At 52.9% G+C, this 15,894-nt stretch carries 16 protein-coding genes; 11 read left to right on the forward strand and 5 right to left on the reverse strand.

Features of this window, described 5'->3' with window-relative positions:
- The first annotated feature begins 274 nt into the window (after positions 1 to 274).
- Together EUZ85_RS10195 and EUZ85_RS10200 are read left to right on the forward strand one after the other, a co-directional pair.
- A complete protein-coding gene (locus tag EUZ85_RS10195) occupies positions 275 to 541 on the forward strand; it encodes a DUF4212 domain-containing protein (RefSeq protein WP_127969193.1) in 267 nt (88 codons plus the stop codon).
- Positions 542 to 559: 18 nt separating this feature from the next.
- Positions 560 to 2,335 carry a sodium:solute symporter family protein gene (locus EUZ85_RS10200; RefSeq protein ID WP_127969194.1) on the forward strand — a complete coding sequence of 592 codons (1,776 nt, stop codon included), beginning with the start codon at positions 560 to 562 and terminating at the stop codon, positions 2,333 to 2,335.
- 80 nt (positions 2,336 to 2,415) lie between these two features.
- Here the strand turns inward: EUZ85_RS10200 and EUZ85_RS10205 are convergent, their stop codons facing one another.
- On the reverse strand, positions 2,416 to 2,799 hold the full coding sequence (locus EUZ85_RS10205) for a hypothetical protein (protein WP_127969195.1): 384 nt from the start codon (positions 2,797 to 2,799) through the stop codon (positions 2,416 to 2,418).
- Between the two features lie 175 nt (positions 2,800 to 2,974).
- Positions 2,975 to 3,256 (reverse strand): pyrimidine/purine nucleoside phosphorylase, encoded by a 282-nt coding sequence (locus EUZ85_RS10210; protein WP_127969196.1) that lies wholly within the window; start codon positions 3,254 to 3,256, stop codon positions 2,975 to 2,977.
- Positions 3,257 to 3,427: 171 nt separating this feature from the next.
- Between EUZ85_RS10210 and EUZ85_RS10215 the strand changes: the two genes are divergently transcribed.
- The gene (locus tag EUZ85_RS10215; protein ID WP_241567005.1) at positions 3,428 to 3,916 is read left to right on the forward strand and encodes a hypothetical protein; all 489 of its coding nucleotides are present in this window, start codon (positions 3,428 to 3,430) and stop codon (positions 3,914 to 3,916) included.
- A 25-nt stretch (positions 3,917 to 3,941) separates the two neighbouring features.
- On the opposite strand, the gene EUZ85_RS10220 is transcribed toward EUZ85_RS10215, so the two are convergent.
- On the reverse strand, positions 3,942 to 4,145 hold the full coding sequence (locus EUZ85_RS10220; protein ID WP_127969197.1) for a hypothetical protein: 204 nt from the start codon (positions 4,143 to 4,145) through the stop codon (positions 3,942 to 3,944).
- A gap of 1,059 nt (positions 4,146 to 5,204) precedes the next feature.
- On the opposite strand from EUZ85_RS10220, the gene EUZ85_RS10225 reads away from it, so the two are divergent.
- The 5 genes from EUZ85_RS10225 (at position 5,205) to EUZ85_RS10240 (ending at position 8,887) form a co-directional block, all read left to right on the forward strand.
- Positions 5,205 to 6,326 carry an RtcB family protein gene (locus EUZ85_RS10225; protein WP_305000041.1) on the forward strand — a complete coding sequence of 374 codons (1,122 nt, stop codon included), beginning with the start codon at positions 5,205 to 5,207 and terminating at the stop codon, positions 6,324 to 6,326.
- 44 nt (positions 6,327 to 6,370) lie between these two features.
- Complete coding sequence (locus tag EUZ85_RS31130) at positions 6,371 to 6,529, forward strand: hypothetical protein (RefSeq protein ID WP_164887156.1); 159 nt, start codon at positions 6,371 to 6,373, stop codon at positions 6,527 to 6,529.
- Positions 6,530 to 6,804: 275 nt separating this feature from the next.
- Positions 6,805 to 7,134 carry a DUF2288 domain-containing protein gene (locus tag EUZ85_RS10230; protein WP_127969199.1) on the forward strand — a complete coding sequence of 110 codons (330 nt, stop codon included), beginning with the start codon at positions 6,805 to 6,807 and terminating at the stop codon, positions 7,132 to 7,134.
- Between the two features lie 71 nt (positions 7,135 to 7,205).
- Positions 7,206 to 7,916 (forward strand): alanyl-tRNA editing protein, encoded by a 711-nt coding sequence (locus EUZ85_RS10235; protein WP_241567006.1) that lies wholly within the window; start codon positions 7,206 to 7,208, stop codon positions 7,914 to 7,916.
- A 2-nt stretch (positions 7,917 to 7,918) separates the two neighbouring features.
- Entirely contained in the window at positions 7,919 to 8,887 is a 969-nt protein-coding gene (locus tag EUZ85_RS10240) for a WG repeat-containing protein (RefSeq protein WP_127969201.1), read from the forward strand.
- A 731-nt stretch (positions 8,888 to 9,618) separates the two neighbouring features.
- On the opposite strand, the gene EUZ85_RS10245 is transcribed toward EUZ85_RS10240, so the two are convergent.
- Complete coding sequence (locus EUZ85_RS10245; RefSeq protein WP_127969202.1) at positions 9,619 to 10,032, reverse strand: hypothetical protein; 414 nt, start codon at positions 10,030 to 10,032, stop codon at positions 9,619 to 9,621.
- Positions 10,033 to 10,200: 168 nt separating this feature from the next.
- On the opposite strand from EUZ85_RS10245, the gene EUZ85_RS10250 reads away from it, so the two are divergent.
- From EUZ85_RS10250 to EUZ85_RS10260, 3 genes are all read left to right on the forward strand, one after another.
- Entirely contained in the window at positions 10,201 to 10,998 is a 798-nt protein-coding gene (locus EUZ85_RS10250; RefSeq protein ID WP_127969203.1) for a helix-turn-helix domain-containing protein, read from the forward strand.
- Between the two features lie 174 nt (positions 10,999 to 11,172).
- A complete protein-coding gene (locus EUZ85_RS10255; protein WP_206618040.1) occupies positions 11,173 to 11,721 on the forward strand; it encodes an SCP2 sterol-binding domain-containing protein in 549 nt (182 codons plus the stop codon).
- Complete coding sequence (locus tag EUZ85_RS10260) at positions 11,718 to 12,917, forward strand: iron-containing alcohol dehydrogenase (protein ID WP_127969204.1); 1,200 nt, start codon at positions 11,718 to 11,720, stop codon at positions 12,915 to 12,917. Before EUZ85_RS10255 ends, EUZ85_RS10260 begins: the two co-directional genes overlap by 4 nt.
- A 62-nt stretch (positions 12,918 to 12,979) precedes the next feature.
- On the opposite strand, the gene rapA is transcribed toward EUZ85_RS10260, so the two are convergent.
- Positions 12,980 to 15,883, reverse strand: a complete 2,904-nt coding sequence (gene rapA, locus EUZ85_RS10265; RefSeq protein WP_129498735.1) for an RNA polymerase-associated protein RapA — start codon at positions 15,881 to 15,883, stop codon at positions 12,980 to 12,982.
- Positions 15,884 to 15,894: the final 11 nt, after the last annotated feature.

Here is a 15,894-nt window from a genome sequence, read left to right on the forward strand (position 1 = left end):
AAGTTTTCCTTTCCCTTGTGCATTTATCTGTATATTGAAATTTATTGCGCCGCTTCGTTACTTGTGTAGTTATTTTGACCCTGCGCAAGGGTATTTATTTCGGTTTATACCTATGTCTAATTGTGTAGACTTTGGTCGGAAATGTCTTTGACCTTTATACGTAACATCCTGAAATTTATAGGCAAAAATACTTATACCAAGGTCTAGATTTTCTCGCGCAGCGGCGGTGTTATCTTGATTACACCGATAAAAATAACAACGCGGAGGAGTCGGTATGTCGAGTGAAAAAGCTTCGGCCAAGGCCGCTTATTGGCGCGCCAACCTGAAACTACTGTTTACACTATTGACGATTTGGTTCGTCGTCTCCTATGGCTGCGGCATTCTCTTCGTGGATGCCCTGGACACCATCAAAATCGGTGGCTTCCCCTTAGGTTTCTGGTTCGCCCAACAGGGCTCCATCTACACCTTTGTTGTACTGATATTTGTGTATGTCTGGCGTATGAACAAGCTGGACCGCAAACATGACGTACACGAAGAATAAACGTAGTAGGAGGCCTAAATGGATACCCAGGTTTTAGTTTATATTGTCGTCGGCGCGACCTTTGCTCTCTATATCGGGATAGCAATCTGGTCCAGAGCCGGTTCTACCAGTGAATATTATGTCGCAAGCAAAGGTGTGCACCCGATTGCGAACGGCATGGCCACTGGCGCCGACTGGATGTCGGCGGCGTCGTTTATTTCTATGGCGGGCATTATTTCGTTTGTTGGTCGCGACGGCTCGGTTTATCTGATGGGATGGACCGGTGGTTACGTGCTGCTGGCGATGTGTCTCGCGCCCTATTTGCGCAAGTTCGGCAAGTTCACCGTGCCTGAGTTCGTGGGAGAGCGTTACTACTCTCAAGCGGCGAGGATGGTGGCGGTCGTTTGCGTTATCTTTATCTCCTTTACTTATGTCGCAGGGCAGATGCGCGGCGTAGGCATTGTGTTCTCCCGTTATCTCGAAGTGGATATCAACCTTGGCGTCATGATCGGCATGGGCATTGTGTTTATTTATGCAGTGCTCGGCGGCATGAAAGGCATCACCTACACCCAGGTGGCGCAATACTGCGTCATGATTCTTGCGTATATGATCCCGGCCATCTTCATTTCCATACTGGTGACTGGCAATCCCATTCCTCAGATTGGGTTCGGAGATACCGTGCAGGGAACGGACACCTATCTGCTGGACAAGCTGAACCAGATTTCGATTGATCTAGGGTTTGCGGAATACACCAGCGGGTCCAAATCCACTATCGATACGTTCGCAATCACTCTGGCTTTGATGGTGGGAACAGCGGGGCTGCCGCACGTTATCGTGCGTTTCTTCACTGTGCCTAAAGTCAGCGACGCGCGCTTGTCCGCAGGCTGGGCGTTGTTGTTCATCGCCATTCTGTACACCACTGCGCCTGCGGTGGCCTCATTCGCTCGATTGAATCTGGTGCAGACGGTTAACAATGCGGAATATAAGCAGCTGCCGGGGTGGTTCCAGAATTGGGAAAATGCGGGCTTGCTGGCGTGGCAGGATAAGAACGGCGACGGCAAGATTCAGTATTCCGCCGGCGCTCCGTTTGCGGGGAAACCGGAATTCGCAGCAGATCAACGCGGCGTCAACGGTGAGCGTTCACTCACTAATGCTCCGACGGAAAGCGCCAATGAGCTGTATGTCGACCGTGACATCATGGTGCTGGCTAACCCGGAAATTGCGCAATTGCCTGGTTGGGTGGTGGCGCTAATTGCGGCGGGCGGCTTGGCGGCGGCGTTGTCCACGGCGGCGGGTTTGTTGTTGGTTATCTCAACTTCAATCTCCCACGACTTGCTGAAGAGCAACCTGATGCCGAATATTTCGGAGAAGCAGGAGTTGTTGGCGGCGCGTATTGCGGCGGCGGCGGCCATTGCTGTAGCGGGCTATTTCGGCATTAATCCGCCGGGATTTGTCGCTCAGGTAGTGGCGTTCGCCTTCGGTCTGGCGGCGGCGTCCTTCTTCCCGGCGATCATTATGGGAATCTTCTACAAGCGCATGAACAAAGAGGGCGCGATTGCGGGTATGCTGACAGGTCTGATATTCACCTTCAGCTATATCGTTTACTTCAAGTTCGTGAATCCTGCGGCCAATACGCCGGAGCACTGGTGGTTCGGTATTTCACCGGAAGGCATCGGTACGCTGGGTATGGTCTTCAACTTCGTCGTCTCCACAGTGGTCGCGAAGATGACTGCGGAACCGCCCGCCCATATTCAGGATCTGGTGGAGGATATTCGCGTGCCCAGAGGCGCTGTGGCGCCAGTGGCTGGTCACTGATTGGCAAGTTAATTAAGCAATAAAAAAGCGCCTTCGGGCGCTTTTTTATTGGGCAAAGTCTGCTGACTTAAAAGTACGGCTTAGCGTAGCTGAATCTTACCGCCGGCGGGCATGCCGCCCATGCCTTCCTGACCGGGAACAACGATGGAAGAGGCGGCTTGTCTGCGCATCTCTTTGAGTTCCTCGATAGTCTGGTGCATAGCCTTGTTCGCGGCTTCGGAGAACATGTTTACGGCTTGTTCCAGGGAGTCCGCTTCCAGCTCGAAGTTCAGAGGCAGGGCGCCGGCTGGAGTCATCATTTGGGTCTGTCCGTAGTACAGTACTTTGCGCGACTCATCCTTGGCGCCGTTGGCGTCGACTGGCGTCAGGCGTCTGATAGCGCCGATTTTCTGATCTGTGATCACTTCTTCCAGATACAGATTATTGACGTCCATAGTCATCTCGGGGGATTGAGATTCATTCATTTTGTCTTGTCCCGAATTGGTTGGTTTTGAATATTAACTTTATTAGATGGCGGCCATATGGACGATTTCAACCCTAATGCATTTTTGCTATGTTGCCAGCTTGGCTAACGACTTGTTTCAAAATGAAAAAAAAGGGTGTCCTAGGGCGTATTGGGCGGCTACTGTATATACGCTTTTACCCGTAAGTGCACAGATAAGCGGTGTCAACTGCAACCTTCAGATTAAATGTGGCGTTTGCCGGTATCTCAAAACGGTCGCCCGCATTGAATCGCGTCCAGCTTTCGCTTCCGGGCAGCTTGACGCTCAAGGCTCCGCTTACAACGGTCATCGTCTCATGTTGACTGGTGGAAAATTCATAGTCTCCAGGAATCATGACGCCGACCGTCGCCGGCAGAGTCGCTGTTTGGAAAGCGATGGATTTTACTCTGCCGTTAAAATACTCATTTACCTTCAACATGGTTATTTCTCCAAAAATGGAGAGGCAGTATAACACAGGGTTGTAACGTTCTGTTGCGGCATGTTTTGTTTGGTAAAAGTGTGCGCTGATGGGCAGGTTGCGGGGGAGAATGCTCACTCTTTGTCGATGGCCGAATGATTAAAGTAGAGCAATGATGAACAGGAGGTGGGAATGTCTTCGGCGATGCCAAGCAAGTTATTGAAGTTGAAGGTTTTGGCGGATGTGCCTCGTACCGAGTACGTAGATCCGTCAAAACAAAGCAGATCGCTGGACAAAGGCTCGCGGCTTGATTTCGTGCGCATGCTGCGCAAGAGCGCCAAGGCGGAAGCGCCAACGCCAAAGCGGGCTCCCAAAGTAAAGAAAACATTTAACGCCGCCGTATGGTTGCGTTTTTTAACGCCCCCAGAGCAGCCCGTTTCTCTGTGGATCATGTATCGTGATGATCGTGGCGAGTTTGCAGTAATGGTCGACGAGGCGAAGTTGAGCACTAGTACATCAACTATGCTTTCAGGCTGTGTGACGCTGGAAGTGCAGGGTGACATCACCTATATGAAAGCCTGCTGCGGTGGAACCCGGGACGGTGAAACCTTTGCGGTGGAAGAGCTCTACGTACAACGTCACGCCAGCGAGCAAGCGGCGACCAACCAACGCTCCGCCTGATATTTCCTAAGACATTCCTGATTTGTTACCCGGCTTTCATGGTATTCATGAGGCTGGGTTGCGCCCGATTGGGCTCCTCTTCACATTCCTGCTGCGCTGCTTCCGCAATATCATTTACCAGTGATTTGGGCATTCTGCCCCAGTCCAGGCCTGTAATACGGTTGAGCGCATTCAGCGCCGACGAGGGTCGGGTATTGCTGATGTGGATAACTTTTGTCGATTTAGCCATCTAACGCGCTCCAGAAAAATCCTTGCCATCTAATAAGCTATTTACGTGCCAATTTTATTTTTTCAATAAAAACAAGATGTTATTAGGTTTGTTGTTAGGGGCGTTAGGTGCGAAGTGACATTTAACGTCAGTTTGTGACAGAAGTACGAGAATCGGCAAAGAAATAGAGGGTTACGAATTGACTATAGGTCATTCAGAGCTTTCCAGGCGTCCTCGTAGTTTAATCGGACCCCTTTCCTTCGCTTCAGTTGGCGCAAGCGGCGTATAGCCCAGTATAGCTGGCCCCGATCCCGCAACTGGCGAACGTCATCCCAGTCGGTGTTTTTTAGAGGCTTGAGTTTTCCTCTTTTAATGGTCCCTTGTTCTAATATGAACAACAGTAAAAAGTAAGCTGAAAAAGCAGTTCCCAGCACCAATAGCAGTTGAACCCAGTGTGCTATGTCAGTGAAATCGAACATGCGGTCATCCTCTTTATCTTGTTGGGCTTTTTATCTATAGGATCAATCTGAGTTTTGCACAGATAGATAAGGTATTCATCACAGAGTTCCCCTAGGGTAACTTTGCTGTTGCGTAGGGTGATTTCATGCCGTATCATGCCGCGCTCAGTTCCCAGTTAAGCGGCTTTCGCTGGGAACACGGCCACAGCCTGTTGTGTTCAAAATAGTTAGAAAGCCATCTAGAAACCAGAATTTAAGGAGGCATTTGAAAGTGTTGATCAGTCAGAGCAAAAAATCAGACTAGAAGCCTTTCAAGTGCGTTGGCTTGAAAGGCGAATAAATAGAGCCTTTCGAGCCGGGACCTTCCATACGAAAACCCCGGTCGACTCACGTTGATCGGGGTTTTTGCGTTTTACCCCCTCTCGTTTTGGCTCATTTCCATGAAGAAGGCCTTCTTGTCGGCGCGTTGGCGTGGGCAAGTGAGGTCATATAAGGACGTCGACCCTTAGATTGTTAGTGTCGGCGCAGGAAATTTATGCCTGTTTTTATTGAGTTAAATAAATCTGGGGGCACAGGCTCCGCACCGGTGAAGATTTTCACTGCAGAGGTGGAGTATCAAGCAATGTCCCAATTGAAGAATCTGGCGCGTCTGCCAATCATTCATTCTCACATTGCGGCGATGCCGGATGTGCATGTCGGCATTGGCGCCACCGTCGGCTCGGTGATTCCTACTCGTAGCGCGATTATTCCGTCCGCAGTGGGAGTGGATATCGGATGCGGCATGAATGCTGTCAGATTGTCGCTGAAAGCGTCGCAACTGCCGGACGATTTAAGTCGGATACGTTCTGCGATTGAGCGTGCAGTACCTGTCGGGCAGCGCGCGCATTCCTCTGTCTCGTCCCGGTTTGCTGCATGTAAAACTCTGGCTTCAGGGGCGGACAGGCTGCTGGAACGGCATCCGAAACTGAGCAAAATGCTGCCGCGGGCGCAACAAATCTGGGTGCGACAACTTGGAACCCTGGGAAGCGGCAATCACTTTATAGAAGTGTGCGTTGATCAAAGCCAGGATGTTTGGGTGATGCTGCACTCCGGCAGTCGCGGAATCGGTAATGTGATCGGGCGCTATTTTATCGAGCGCGCTCGTAAAGATATGTCTCGACATATCGCCAATCTGCCAGACCGGGACTTGGCCTACTTTGAGGAAGGCAGCCCTCACTTTGCGGCTTATCTGGAGGCTGTCGAATGGGCCCAGGAATACGCGAGAGTGAATCGGCAGGAAATGCTTGGTTTGACGTTAAGAGCCATGCAGCCGTTTTTGCCGTCGTTTACGACTACGTGTGAGGCGATTAACTGCCACCACAATTATGTGCAAAAAGAGCGGCATTATGGCGCGGACGTATATGTCACCCGCAAGGGTGCGATCAGTGCGAGGGAGGGGCAGCTTGGCATCATTCCAGGAAGTATGGGCGCCAGATCCTTCATTGTGAGAGGCAAGGGAAATCCGGAATCTTTTTGCTCTTGCGCCCATGGCGCAGGTCGTAAAATGAGTCGTATGCAAGCGCGTCAACGCTTCACTCGCGAAGATCTTGAGCGACAAACTGCTGGCGTCGAATGCAGAAAGGATAAGGGGGTATTAGATGAAATCCCCTCGGCATATAAGGACATTGATGAAGTTATGAAGAATCAGTCGGACTTGGTCGAAGTGGTTCATGAACTTAAACAGCTTATCTGCATCAAAGGATAAGCGAAAACTGTAAACCCAATTTGGGTTATTTGGAGAATGTAATCATGAGTAAAAAAACTGGCCGCAAGGCTATTGTGAAAGCAAGAAATCCCCATGCTATTAATCCCTTGATGCGTAAAGGAGGTATTCACGAGAAAAGCGCTGGCGCTAAACGCGCTGCGCAAAAACGCCACACCCGGCAGCTTGCCGGGGAGTGGCGTTAACTCATTCCGCCGTTTTCTCAACTCCCTCGGTACGACTCATCCCTACTCGACTACTTCTTATCCGCCTCATCCCTCCCCCTTCTTTCCCCGTTACTATATTTTCCAGTTTTAATTCTTATACCCAGTTTCTATTTCCCCGCGTTTGGCCTGTAAGCCGTCACTGTTAACTATTCCCAATGACATGTCCGGACCGTAGGAGTGGATATTGCTCCATGCATTTCTGATAATGTCCGCCAGCCTGACATTCTGAAAGTTAACTGATTAGAGAATGATTGATGACAGAGATTAATAACGCTGGCGAACCCTTGTCTCCCGCTGATGAACTACGTGCGAAGCTGGTGTCTGATACAGCGAGAATTAATTGGCGCGAGTTGGAGCGTTTTTATGCGAAGGGGCAGGTCGTACTGGTGTCTACAGAGCTTGATCTGATAGAAACGGCTGCAGCGGTGGCCCAGGACGACAAACAAAAGGTGGAAGCCTGGATCAAATCCGGCGAGCTGGGCGGCGTGACGGCGGAGACTGCGCAGCGTTGGCATGACGAAAGCTATGAACTATGGGCGGTTGTTGTAGCGCCTTGGGTGCTGGTGCAGGATAAGCCCGCCTGAGTGTTATAGAGAAAAACGCAGGCATTGGTAACGGAAAAGCAGGAAAAACATATACGTAGCGCAGGGTGATAATGATGACGCAGGAGCTGTTCAGAGAGGACGCATACGCAAAAGAGTGTGTCGCCAGGGTGGTAGCGATCAAGGAAAACGCAGTATTACTGAATAAGACAATATTCTATCCTCTGGGTGGTGGGCAGCCCGGCGATACGGGAGAGTTGGAAAGCCAGGATGCTCGGATCTGGAAAGTGACAGACTCCCGCAAAGACCCGGACGGCGAAGGAATCTTGCACATTCTGGACAGCTCAGAGGGCTTGAAGGAAGACATGGAACTGACGCTTCGCATCGATTGGGAGCGCCGCTATGCGCACATGCGGATGCACACTTGCCTGCACTTATTGTGTTCCCTGATAGACGCGCCTGTAACCGGAGGCAATATATCTGCGGACAAAGGTCGTCTGGACTTCTATCTGGATTACTCTCCCGACAAGGAAGACTTGGAGCGCCGAATTAACGCATTGGTCTCTGCGGCTTATCCTGTCAGTTATCGTTGGATTACCGATGAAGAACTGGACGCTCAGCCAGAGCTGGTCCGAACACTGTCCGTGCAGCCGCCAAGGGGGGCGGGCCAGGTGAGGCTGGTGAACGTAGACGGCGTTGATTTACAGCCCTGCGGCGGCACTCATGTGAAGAACACCGCTGAAATTGGCCCTGTTGTGATAGGGAAAATCGAAAATAAAGGCAAGGGTAATCGTCGGATAAATCTGGTATTGGCGAGCGTGTGATCATGTTGAAGAGGGTCTTGTCCTATATCGGCCTGGCCGCCTTGTTGGCGACTAGCGTATGTTCTCAGGCATGGGCTGCGCCCTCTGTGGTGGATGTTTCCACGCTGCAATGCGAAGTCAAAGACGGCGCGCCTCGTTGTGACGACAAAATTCAGTTCGATATGAGGTATGAGCAAGAACTGCGTGAAGGTCGCTGCAGATATCGTTCCCTGGAGGGGCTGCCAGTTGGCGACCGTTGGTTTGATCGCTGCGTTGACGGTTTTATTGGCGCTTATGCGCAGGTATGTCTAGTAGGGCAAATGGGGCGCTTGGGGTGTGGTGCGATTAACCATAGCGGCGAGATTGTTATTCCGCTGGTGTATGACCACATAGAAATTACTCCTCATAGTGCAATCGTCGCCGTCAACTACAACGGTAAATGGGGATTTTTTAACCTGGATGAAGATCGCCTGCTGCTGGCGCCTCAGTTCTCACGCATCACCAGTTTTAGCGAAGGCCTGGCCTATGTGGAGACGGAGAGCGAGGATATCACTGAGCCTGGTTGGATCATTAATGAGCAAGGCTTACGTGTGGCTTCCGTACCGCGCAAGATTCAGGTTGCGGGTCGCTTTTCTGATGGGTTGGCTCCCGCTCGCTCGGATACATTGTGGGGGTATATCAACAATAAAGGCGAATGGGCCATATCACCTCAGTTTTATTATGCTGGAGAGTTTTCCTCTGGTTATGCCACCGTCTTGGCGATAGACAAACCGCAGCAGTGGGCGATTATCGACGTATCTGGCGCTGGCGCCCTCTTTTTCGAAGGCGGCCAACATCGAGTTGGAGAGGTTGTCGGCGCTGCTGTGGCGGTGACCTTTGGTTGCGAGAGCGAGCCGGCGGTGGCGACCAGCGTCAGGTGCAAACGTATGTGTCTGGAGCTGAACAACCCTGAGCCGAAAGCCGCCTGTACAAAAGTCATTGAAACCCGCTGAAGGGGTCTTTCTAGGCTTGTGAGATATTTCCTACACGCAGAGCAGACATATAGTATTTTTTTCGCTTCTCAAGATTACTAATATTTAACCCGCAAGATGCACAGACGGACGTAAGGATGCGAGGAAAGGAAGCGACAAGGACGATGAACAGCCATAGGAATCGGCAAGGGAAGCGTTCAAATCTCAAGGCGCAGCAAGGAATGCTGCGCCTTCTTGCGTTTTAAGGACGCAATTGAGAAAAACGGCGTCGTCTTATGATACATGGGCGAATATCTCACAAGGCAAGCAGAGAAAGCTTATTTTGTGGCGCCTCATGAATCCGTAATATGTGAATCGTAAGGAGACGAAAGCGAACACCCAAGGATTGGGAAGCAAGGATGCAACAAGGATGATGTCTTCACCGCAGGAAGCGGTCAGGGAAAATAGGGAAATTCGAAAGGCGCGGCTGGGAGGCTGCGCCTTTTGTTTTTGGGGCGGAGATGTTTTTCCTTCGATCTTGGGCGAATATCTCACAAGCCAAGCAGAGAAAGCTTATTTTGTGGCCCATCGAGAATCCGTATTATGTGAATCGTAAGGAGACGAAAGCGAACACCCAAGGATTGGGAAGCAAGGATGCAACAAGGATGATGTCTTCACCGCAGGAAGCGGTCAGGGATTATAGGGATATACGAAAGGCGCGGCTGGGAGGCTGCGCCTTTTGTCTTTCTGCGTTTTAATTGCGGCTATTGTCTTTAGGCTCCAACACTCCCTACTGCCTCGTTCTTACCAATTGCGGTCTGCTCCAGCAGCGCAAGTATCGTCACCGCTAGCGCGATCGCGACAATCAGAAACAAGCCAAGCCCCGAGAAGCTGCTGCTGAATACCGCAACCAACAGCACGCTGGCCAGCACCCAGGCCCAATCGAGATAAACAATCCACTTTGAAAACTTATCCTGCCAGGCGGGAGAGCGCGCAACGAGAAAAACATCCACCGCCCATATCGCCAGCCCTATACCTAATCCTATGTAAACCTCTGTCGCCAGTCCTCCTACCTTGGCCGCGAACCAGGATGGGAACAGTATCAGATCGATCGCCAGAAGCAGTGAAAGGGCTGCATTGACGTAAAGTGTTTTAGCCAGCAATTGGCGATTTTTTACTTGGGTCATAACTCTTCTCCTGATTGAAGTGTCTGCGGGTCTATTTTTGAAGCAGGGACTAACGCCAAACAATTACCTCTGAGGTAATGGCGGGTAGTTGCTTCTGGCGGGCATATTGGCCAAATTGAGGCGGGTGAAAGGGTGGCCTTAGAGAAATCAGTGTCGGGAGTCATAGTTATGAGCGCATTTGGTGTGAAGTTACGGGAGCTGAGAGAAGCGCGACGGCTCAGTCAGCTTGAGCTTTCTTTGGAAGCAGAGGTGTCTTCGCGACATATCAGTTTTATGGAGACGGGTCGCTCCAAGCCCAGTCGAGAGATGGTGTTGCATATGGCGCGAATATTGGGAGTGGACATGACGACGACCAATAGTTTGCTGACGCTGGCTGGATACAGCCAGGTGTTTGGTGAGCGGCGTCTGGATGCGGCATCCATGGCCCCAGTGCGCAAGGCTTTGGCGCAGCTGATGCAGTCGCACATGCCGTATCCCGCTGTGGTGTTGGATCGACATTACAACCTGATTCAGGCGAACGCTGCCCAGCAATTTATGATGCAACGACTTATGGCTGCCGGCATGGCGATCAGCGAGACGCCGAATTTCATGAAGGTCTTTCTGGCTCAGGATGGGCTGAGGCCTTTTGTTGATGATTGGGAGTTGCTGGCCTGTCATATGCTCCAGCGTATTTGGCGAGAGCATACGTTGGAGGCGGGTGCTGCGGAGGATGAAGCGTTTATTTACGAATTGTTGAGCATCGAAGGCATTCCTTCTGACTGGAAAAAGCGCAACCTTGAGAGTCTGGATACTCCTGTCATCAACTTCAATATCAATCTGGACGGCGTGAAGCTGAGAATGTTCAGCTCAATCTCCAGCTTTGGCGCGCCCTTGGATATCACGGTCAGAGACATTCGCATCGAACATTTCTTTCCTCTTGATGACGCCACTGAAGCCTATTGGCGCAGCCATTGCGAAGGGCTTTAGGTCGGTTTCATTGCGCTTCACCGCCTTCTATTGACGGAAACGGGCTTTCTGTCTAGAGTAAAAGCTCTAACTCGTTTGTTACGTTATGGCTTGCCTAGAAAATGCAGTCTCGTCCGGTTTAAGCCATACGCGTAGTCAAGCAGCGGTATAACAACAACTCAGGGTGGGTGGAGCGTGAGAATTCAGCAACTCAAGAGTCAGGCGATCAGCCGCGCCAAACGGCTGTATGTGGCGACCATGATGCAGGTGGTTGGCCGTGCGTTGCAGGCGATTTCCCAGGAAGATAATGAAATCCAGCGGGAATTGTCGGCTTTTCCGGAAAACTTCACCTTCGCCATGAAGGTATTGCCGTCAGGGCCGGGGCTGATGTTGCGCAAAGCGGCGGATGGCTCATTCAACTTCTTGTCCGACTCCGAAGGCGAAGCGGACTTAACCATCTATATCAAACACATAGAGCACGCCTTCCGCATGCTCTCATTTCAGGAAAGCACAGCGACCGCGTTCGCCAATGACCGTATGGTGGTGGATGGCGATATTTCCAGCGCGGTGCGAATGGTGCGAGCCTTGAATCGTCTGGAGGCCTTTATCTTGCCGAAACTGCTGGCGGAGATGGCGATCAAAGAGTATCCGTCTATTACACTCCCGGAGAAACTCATTCAGGGCGCGCGGATATATCTGCGTGTGGCGACCAACTTTTTGTCTGAGCAGAGGAAAGCAGCATGAGCAAAGGGTATTACGAATTTTTTTGCCCGGTCAAAGTGATCGCGGGCGAGGCTGCGCTGGAGCATATTCCTTTTGAACTCAGTGCATTGGGCGTATCGAATCCATTAATGATTACTGACAAAGGCGTGCGTGGCGCGGGACTGTCGGATTATGTGATTACCGCCTGCAGCGAAGGCGGTGTGGAGATGGCGTCTATCTTTGACGATGTGCCGCCAGACTCGTCAACTGAGGTGGTGCGCAGTATCGCCGCGGTGTACCGGGAGCAGGGGGCGGATTCCATCATCGCCGTGGGCGGCGGATCGGTAATCGATACTGCAAAAGCCGTTAACATTCTGGTTTCCGAAGGGGGCGACAATTTGGCCAAGTACTCCGGCGCCGGTGTGCTGAAGCGTCCGCTCAAGCCCTTCTTCGTCATCCCCACGACGGCGGGCACCGGGTCGGAAGTCACTTCTGTCGCGGTGATCGCCGATCGGAAAAAGGGCGTTAAGCTGCCTTTCGGCTCACCCTTTCTACTGCCTAATGCAGCGATTATCGACCCGCGCATGACGTTGACATTGCCCGCGCACATCACTGCCGCCACGGCGATGGATGCGCTCACTCATGCGGTGGAAGCGTACACCTGCATGGCCAAGAATCCGCTCAGCGACGCTTATGCTGTTTCCGCCGTTAAAAAAATCAGTGAGCACTTGCTGGAAGTGATGGACAACCCGAAAGACCCGCAGGGGCGTTTGGAGTTGGCGCAAGCTTCAACTATGGCTGGCATCGCTTTCTCCAATTCCATGGTCGGATTGGTGCATGCGCTGGGGCATGCGCTGGGAGTTATTTGTCATCTGCCTCATGGAATGTGCATGAGTTTGTTTCTGCCTTATGTGCTGGAATACAACCTGCGTAAAGGCAAAATTCGCGAGCCGTTGGCGGAGTTGTTGCTGCCGTTGGCGGGAGCGCGGGTATACGCGAATACGCCGCCGGAACAACGTGCGAGACGGGCGGTTGCTGCGATCAGAGAGTTGCGCGATGAGCTGTTCGAGCGCTGTAAGCTGCCGCGAACATTGAAGGAAACAGGCAAAGTGAGTCTGGATCTGCTGCCGAAAATCGCGGATGTGGCGATGGACGATGGGTCTATTATCTTCAATCCGGCGGAAGCGGACTTTGAGGAAGTTCTGGAAGTGCTGAAAAGTGCTTGGGACGATATGTAAACAGTAAGAACCCGGCTGCGGAGCGATCCGACAGCCGGGTGTGCATTCCTGCGATTGCCGCCTTAGGTGGCGATCACCACACGTACGGCGTCCAGCGTCAGCTGCGCGCCCTTCAGGTACTTCTCCAGTGTTTCCGTTTGCTGGACGAGGAAATCAATCTCATCCTGACGGATATTCGGATTCACCTCCGCCAGCGCTTTCAAACGCTCAATTTCCGTTTGCTGGGATTGCAGCATAACGGCTATAGAGCGCTCTACCAGCTCGCTTTTCTGCGCTGCGGCGGTTTTTTCCGCTTGGGTGATCAATGGTTCTATTTGCGGGCGGGCATGACGCACCAGATCCTGAGCGGTGCGCTTGGGCACATTTTCCCCCAGCTGCTGCAAGTGAGCGGCAGTCAGGATTTTGCCCAGCTCTTTGCCGCTGCTGTCGATCAGCAGGCGCACCGGTTCTTTAGGCAGGAAGCGATAAAGCTGCAATGCCTTCGGCGCCGGGCAGTTGAGGCGGAAAATGGTCTCCACCATCAGAGCTCCTGGTTGCAACGGCGGCAGCTTGATGGTGCATAGCCCGGTGTTGCCGAACTCGCCGCACAGAATCATATCCATGGCGCCAGTCACAATGGGATGCTCCCAGGTCAGGAACTGCATGTCGTCGCGGCTTAACGCCAGATCGCGATGGAAAGTGGCGGTGACGCCGTCTTCCGGCAATCCGGGGAAGTGGCTGCACTGCATATGATCCCCAGGGCGGAAGATAGACGCGCGTTCGCTGTGCTGCTCCTGGTCCACGCCATATTGGCTGAATACACGTTCGATGTAGTCTTCCAGCTCTTTGCGGCGCTCGTCTTCTGCAATCTGCTCAACCAGGTCGTTCGCTTTTAGCGGATCACAGGAGTTGAGTTCCAGCAGTGGATCGCGGCCTTGTTGCAGCGCCTGCAGCGTTTCTTCCGTGAACTGGTGGGTGTCGGCGATTAATTGATTGAATTCATCCCGATCATCCGTTTGCTCCAGTTCGCTTTCCAGGCGCTCGGCAAAGCGCTGGTAAATCGCCGCTCCGGCGGGGCAAGGGCGACTGAAGGCGTTGATGCCTTCGTTATGCCAGCGTAGCAGGCGTTCCTGAGCGGAATTTTCGAAGAACGGAACGTGGATATTCACGTCGTGGCGCTGTCCGATACGATCCAGTCGGCCAATGCGTTGTTCCAACAAGTCTGGATTTTGCGGCAAGTCGAACAACACCACATGCCTGGCGAACTGGAAGTTACGGCCTTCGCTGCCAATTTCTGAACAGATCAGCGCCTGGGCGCCGTATTCATCGTCCGCGAAATAAGCGCCGGCGCGATCACGCTCCAACAAAGACAAACCTTCATGGAATACCGCTGTGCGGTAGCCGCCGCGTAAACGCAGGAAGTCTTCCAGATCTAGGGCGGTTTCCGCATGAGCGCAGATCACCAATACCTTTTCCAGACGATTTTGTTTCAGCCACTGCGCCAGCCACTCCACGCGGGAATCGGTTTTAACCCATTCCGCGCCCAGCAGGCGCTCTGGATGCAGCCGTTGCTCCAGGTTTGCGGAGGCGGCCAGGGCAGCGAGCTCTTCCGGCTGGGGCAGAGGATGTAAATGCAAGACGCGCTGTGGGAAGCCTTTGATTGCGGAGCGGGTATTGCGGAACAGCACCCGGCCTACGCCGTGTTGATCCAACAGTTTGCGTACAGCGCGCTCGACCCGGTGCAGGGCTTCTTCCCGGCTGTCCTCATCGGCGTCGACCTCGAATTGCTGTAGCTCCGTCAGTAGCGTGTCCACCGCATCCTGTCCCAGGTAGCCGGCCAGTTTCTCCTGCAGATCCTTGGAGTCCAACAGACGCTTCGGACCGCTTTCACCCAACAACTCTTTGACCAGGTCGTTGACTGGTTGATACTGGCTTTCCTCTTCCCGGAACCGCTCCAGGTCATGATAGCGGGCGGGGTCCAGCAAGCGCAGACGCGCGAAGTGGCTTTCCAGTCCCAGCTGCTCCGGTGTTGCGGTCAGCAGCAACAGGCCGGGCGCTTTCTGCGCCAGTGCTTCGATATGGCTGTAGGCGGGACTCTGTTGTTCCGGGGACCACTTCAGATGGTGCGCCTCATCCACAACCAGCATATCCCACTGGGCGTTCAGTGCGTGTTCGCGCCACTGATCGTTGTCAGTGATGAAGTTCAGGCTGCAGAGCACCAACTGAGAACATTCAAACGGATTTTCCTCGCCGGACTCGGTCAGCGCTTCGCAACGCTCGTTGTCGAGGATGGAGAACTGAAGATTAAAGCGACGCAGCATTTCCACCAGCCACTGGTGCAGCAGACTCTCCGGCACAACGATCAGCACGCGCTGGGCGCGTCCGCTCAACAGCTGGTGATGCAGGATCAGGCCCGCCTCAATGGTTTTACCCAGGCCGACTTCGTCCGCCAGCAAGACCCTGGGGGCATGACGGTGCGCCACTTCGTTGGCGATGTACATCTGGTGGGGGAGAAGTTGCACTCGCGCGCCCATCAGGCCGTAGCCCTGGGTCGCCTGCTGGCGAGTCTGGTAGCCGAGGGTTTCCTGGCGCAGGAGATAACTGCTGAGTTTGTCGACTTGGCCGGAGAAAAGGCGATCTTTCGGGCTGACGAAGTGGACGAAGCTGCTTAATTCCAGCTCCGGCAGTTCGACTTTGCGGCCTTTTTCGTCAAGCGCCTCATAGATCAGATAGCCTTGTTGCTCAATCACCCCGGCTACGGTGTATTTCTTTTCGTCGTTATCGCTGACGTTATCGCCTACCTGATACTGCACGCGGCTCAAGGGCGCGTTGGCGGCGGAATAGGTGCGCTGCTCGGTGGCGGCGGGAAAGCTGATGGTGATTCTGCGATTATCGTTTTCGGTGATGATGCCGAGGCCTAGTTCAGGCTCAGTGTTACTGATCCAGCGCTGGCCGATCACAAAATTCGTGGTACTCAATTTACTCATTCTCGCTGTAT

Source organism: Hahella sp. KA22, assembly GCF_004135205.1.
Lineage (GTDB): Bacteria > Pseudomonadota > Gammaproteobacteria > Pseudomonadales > Oleiphilaceae > Hahella.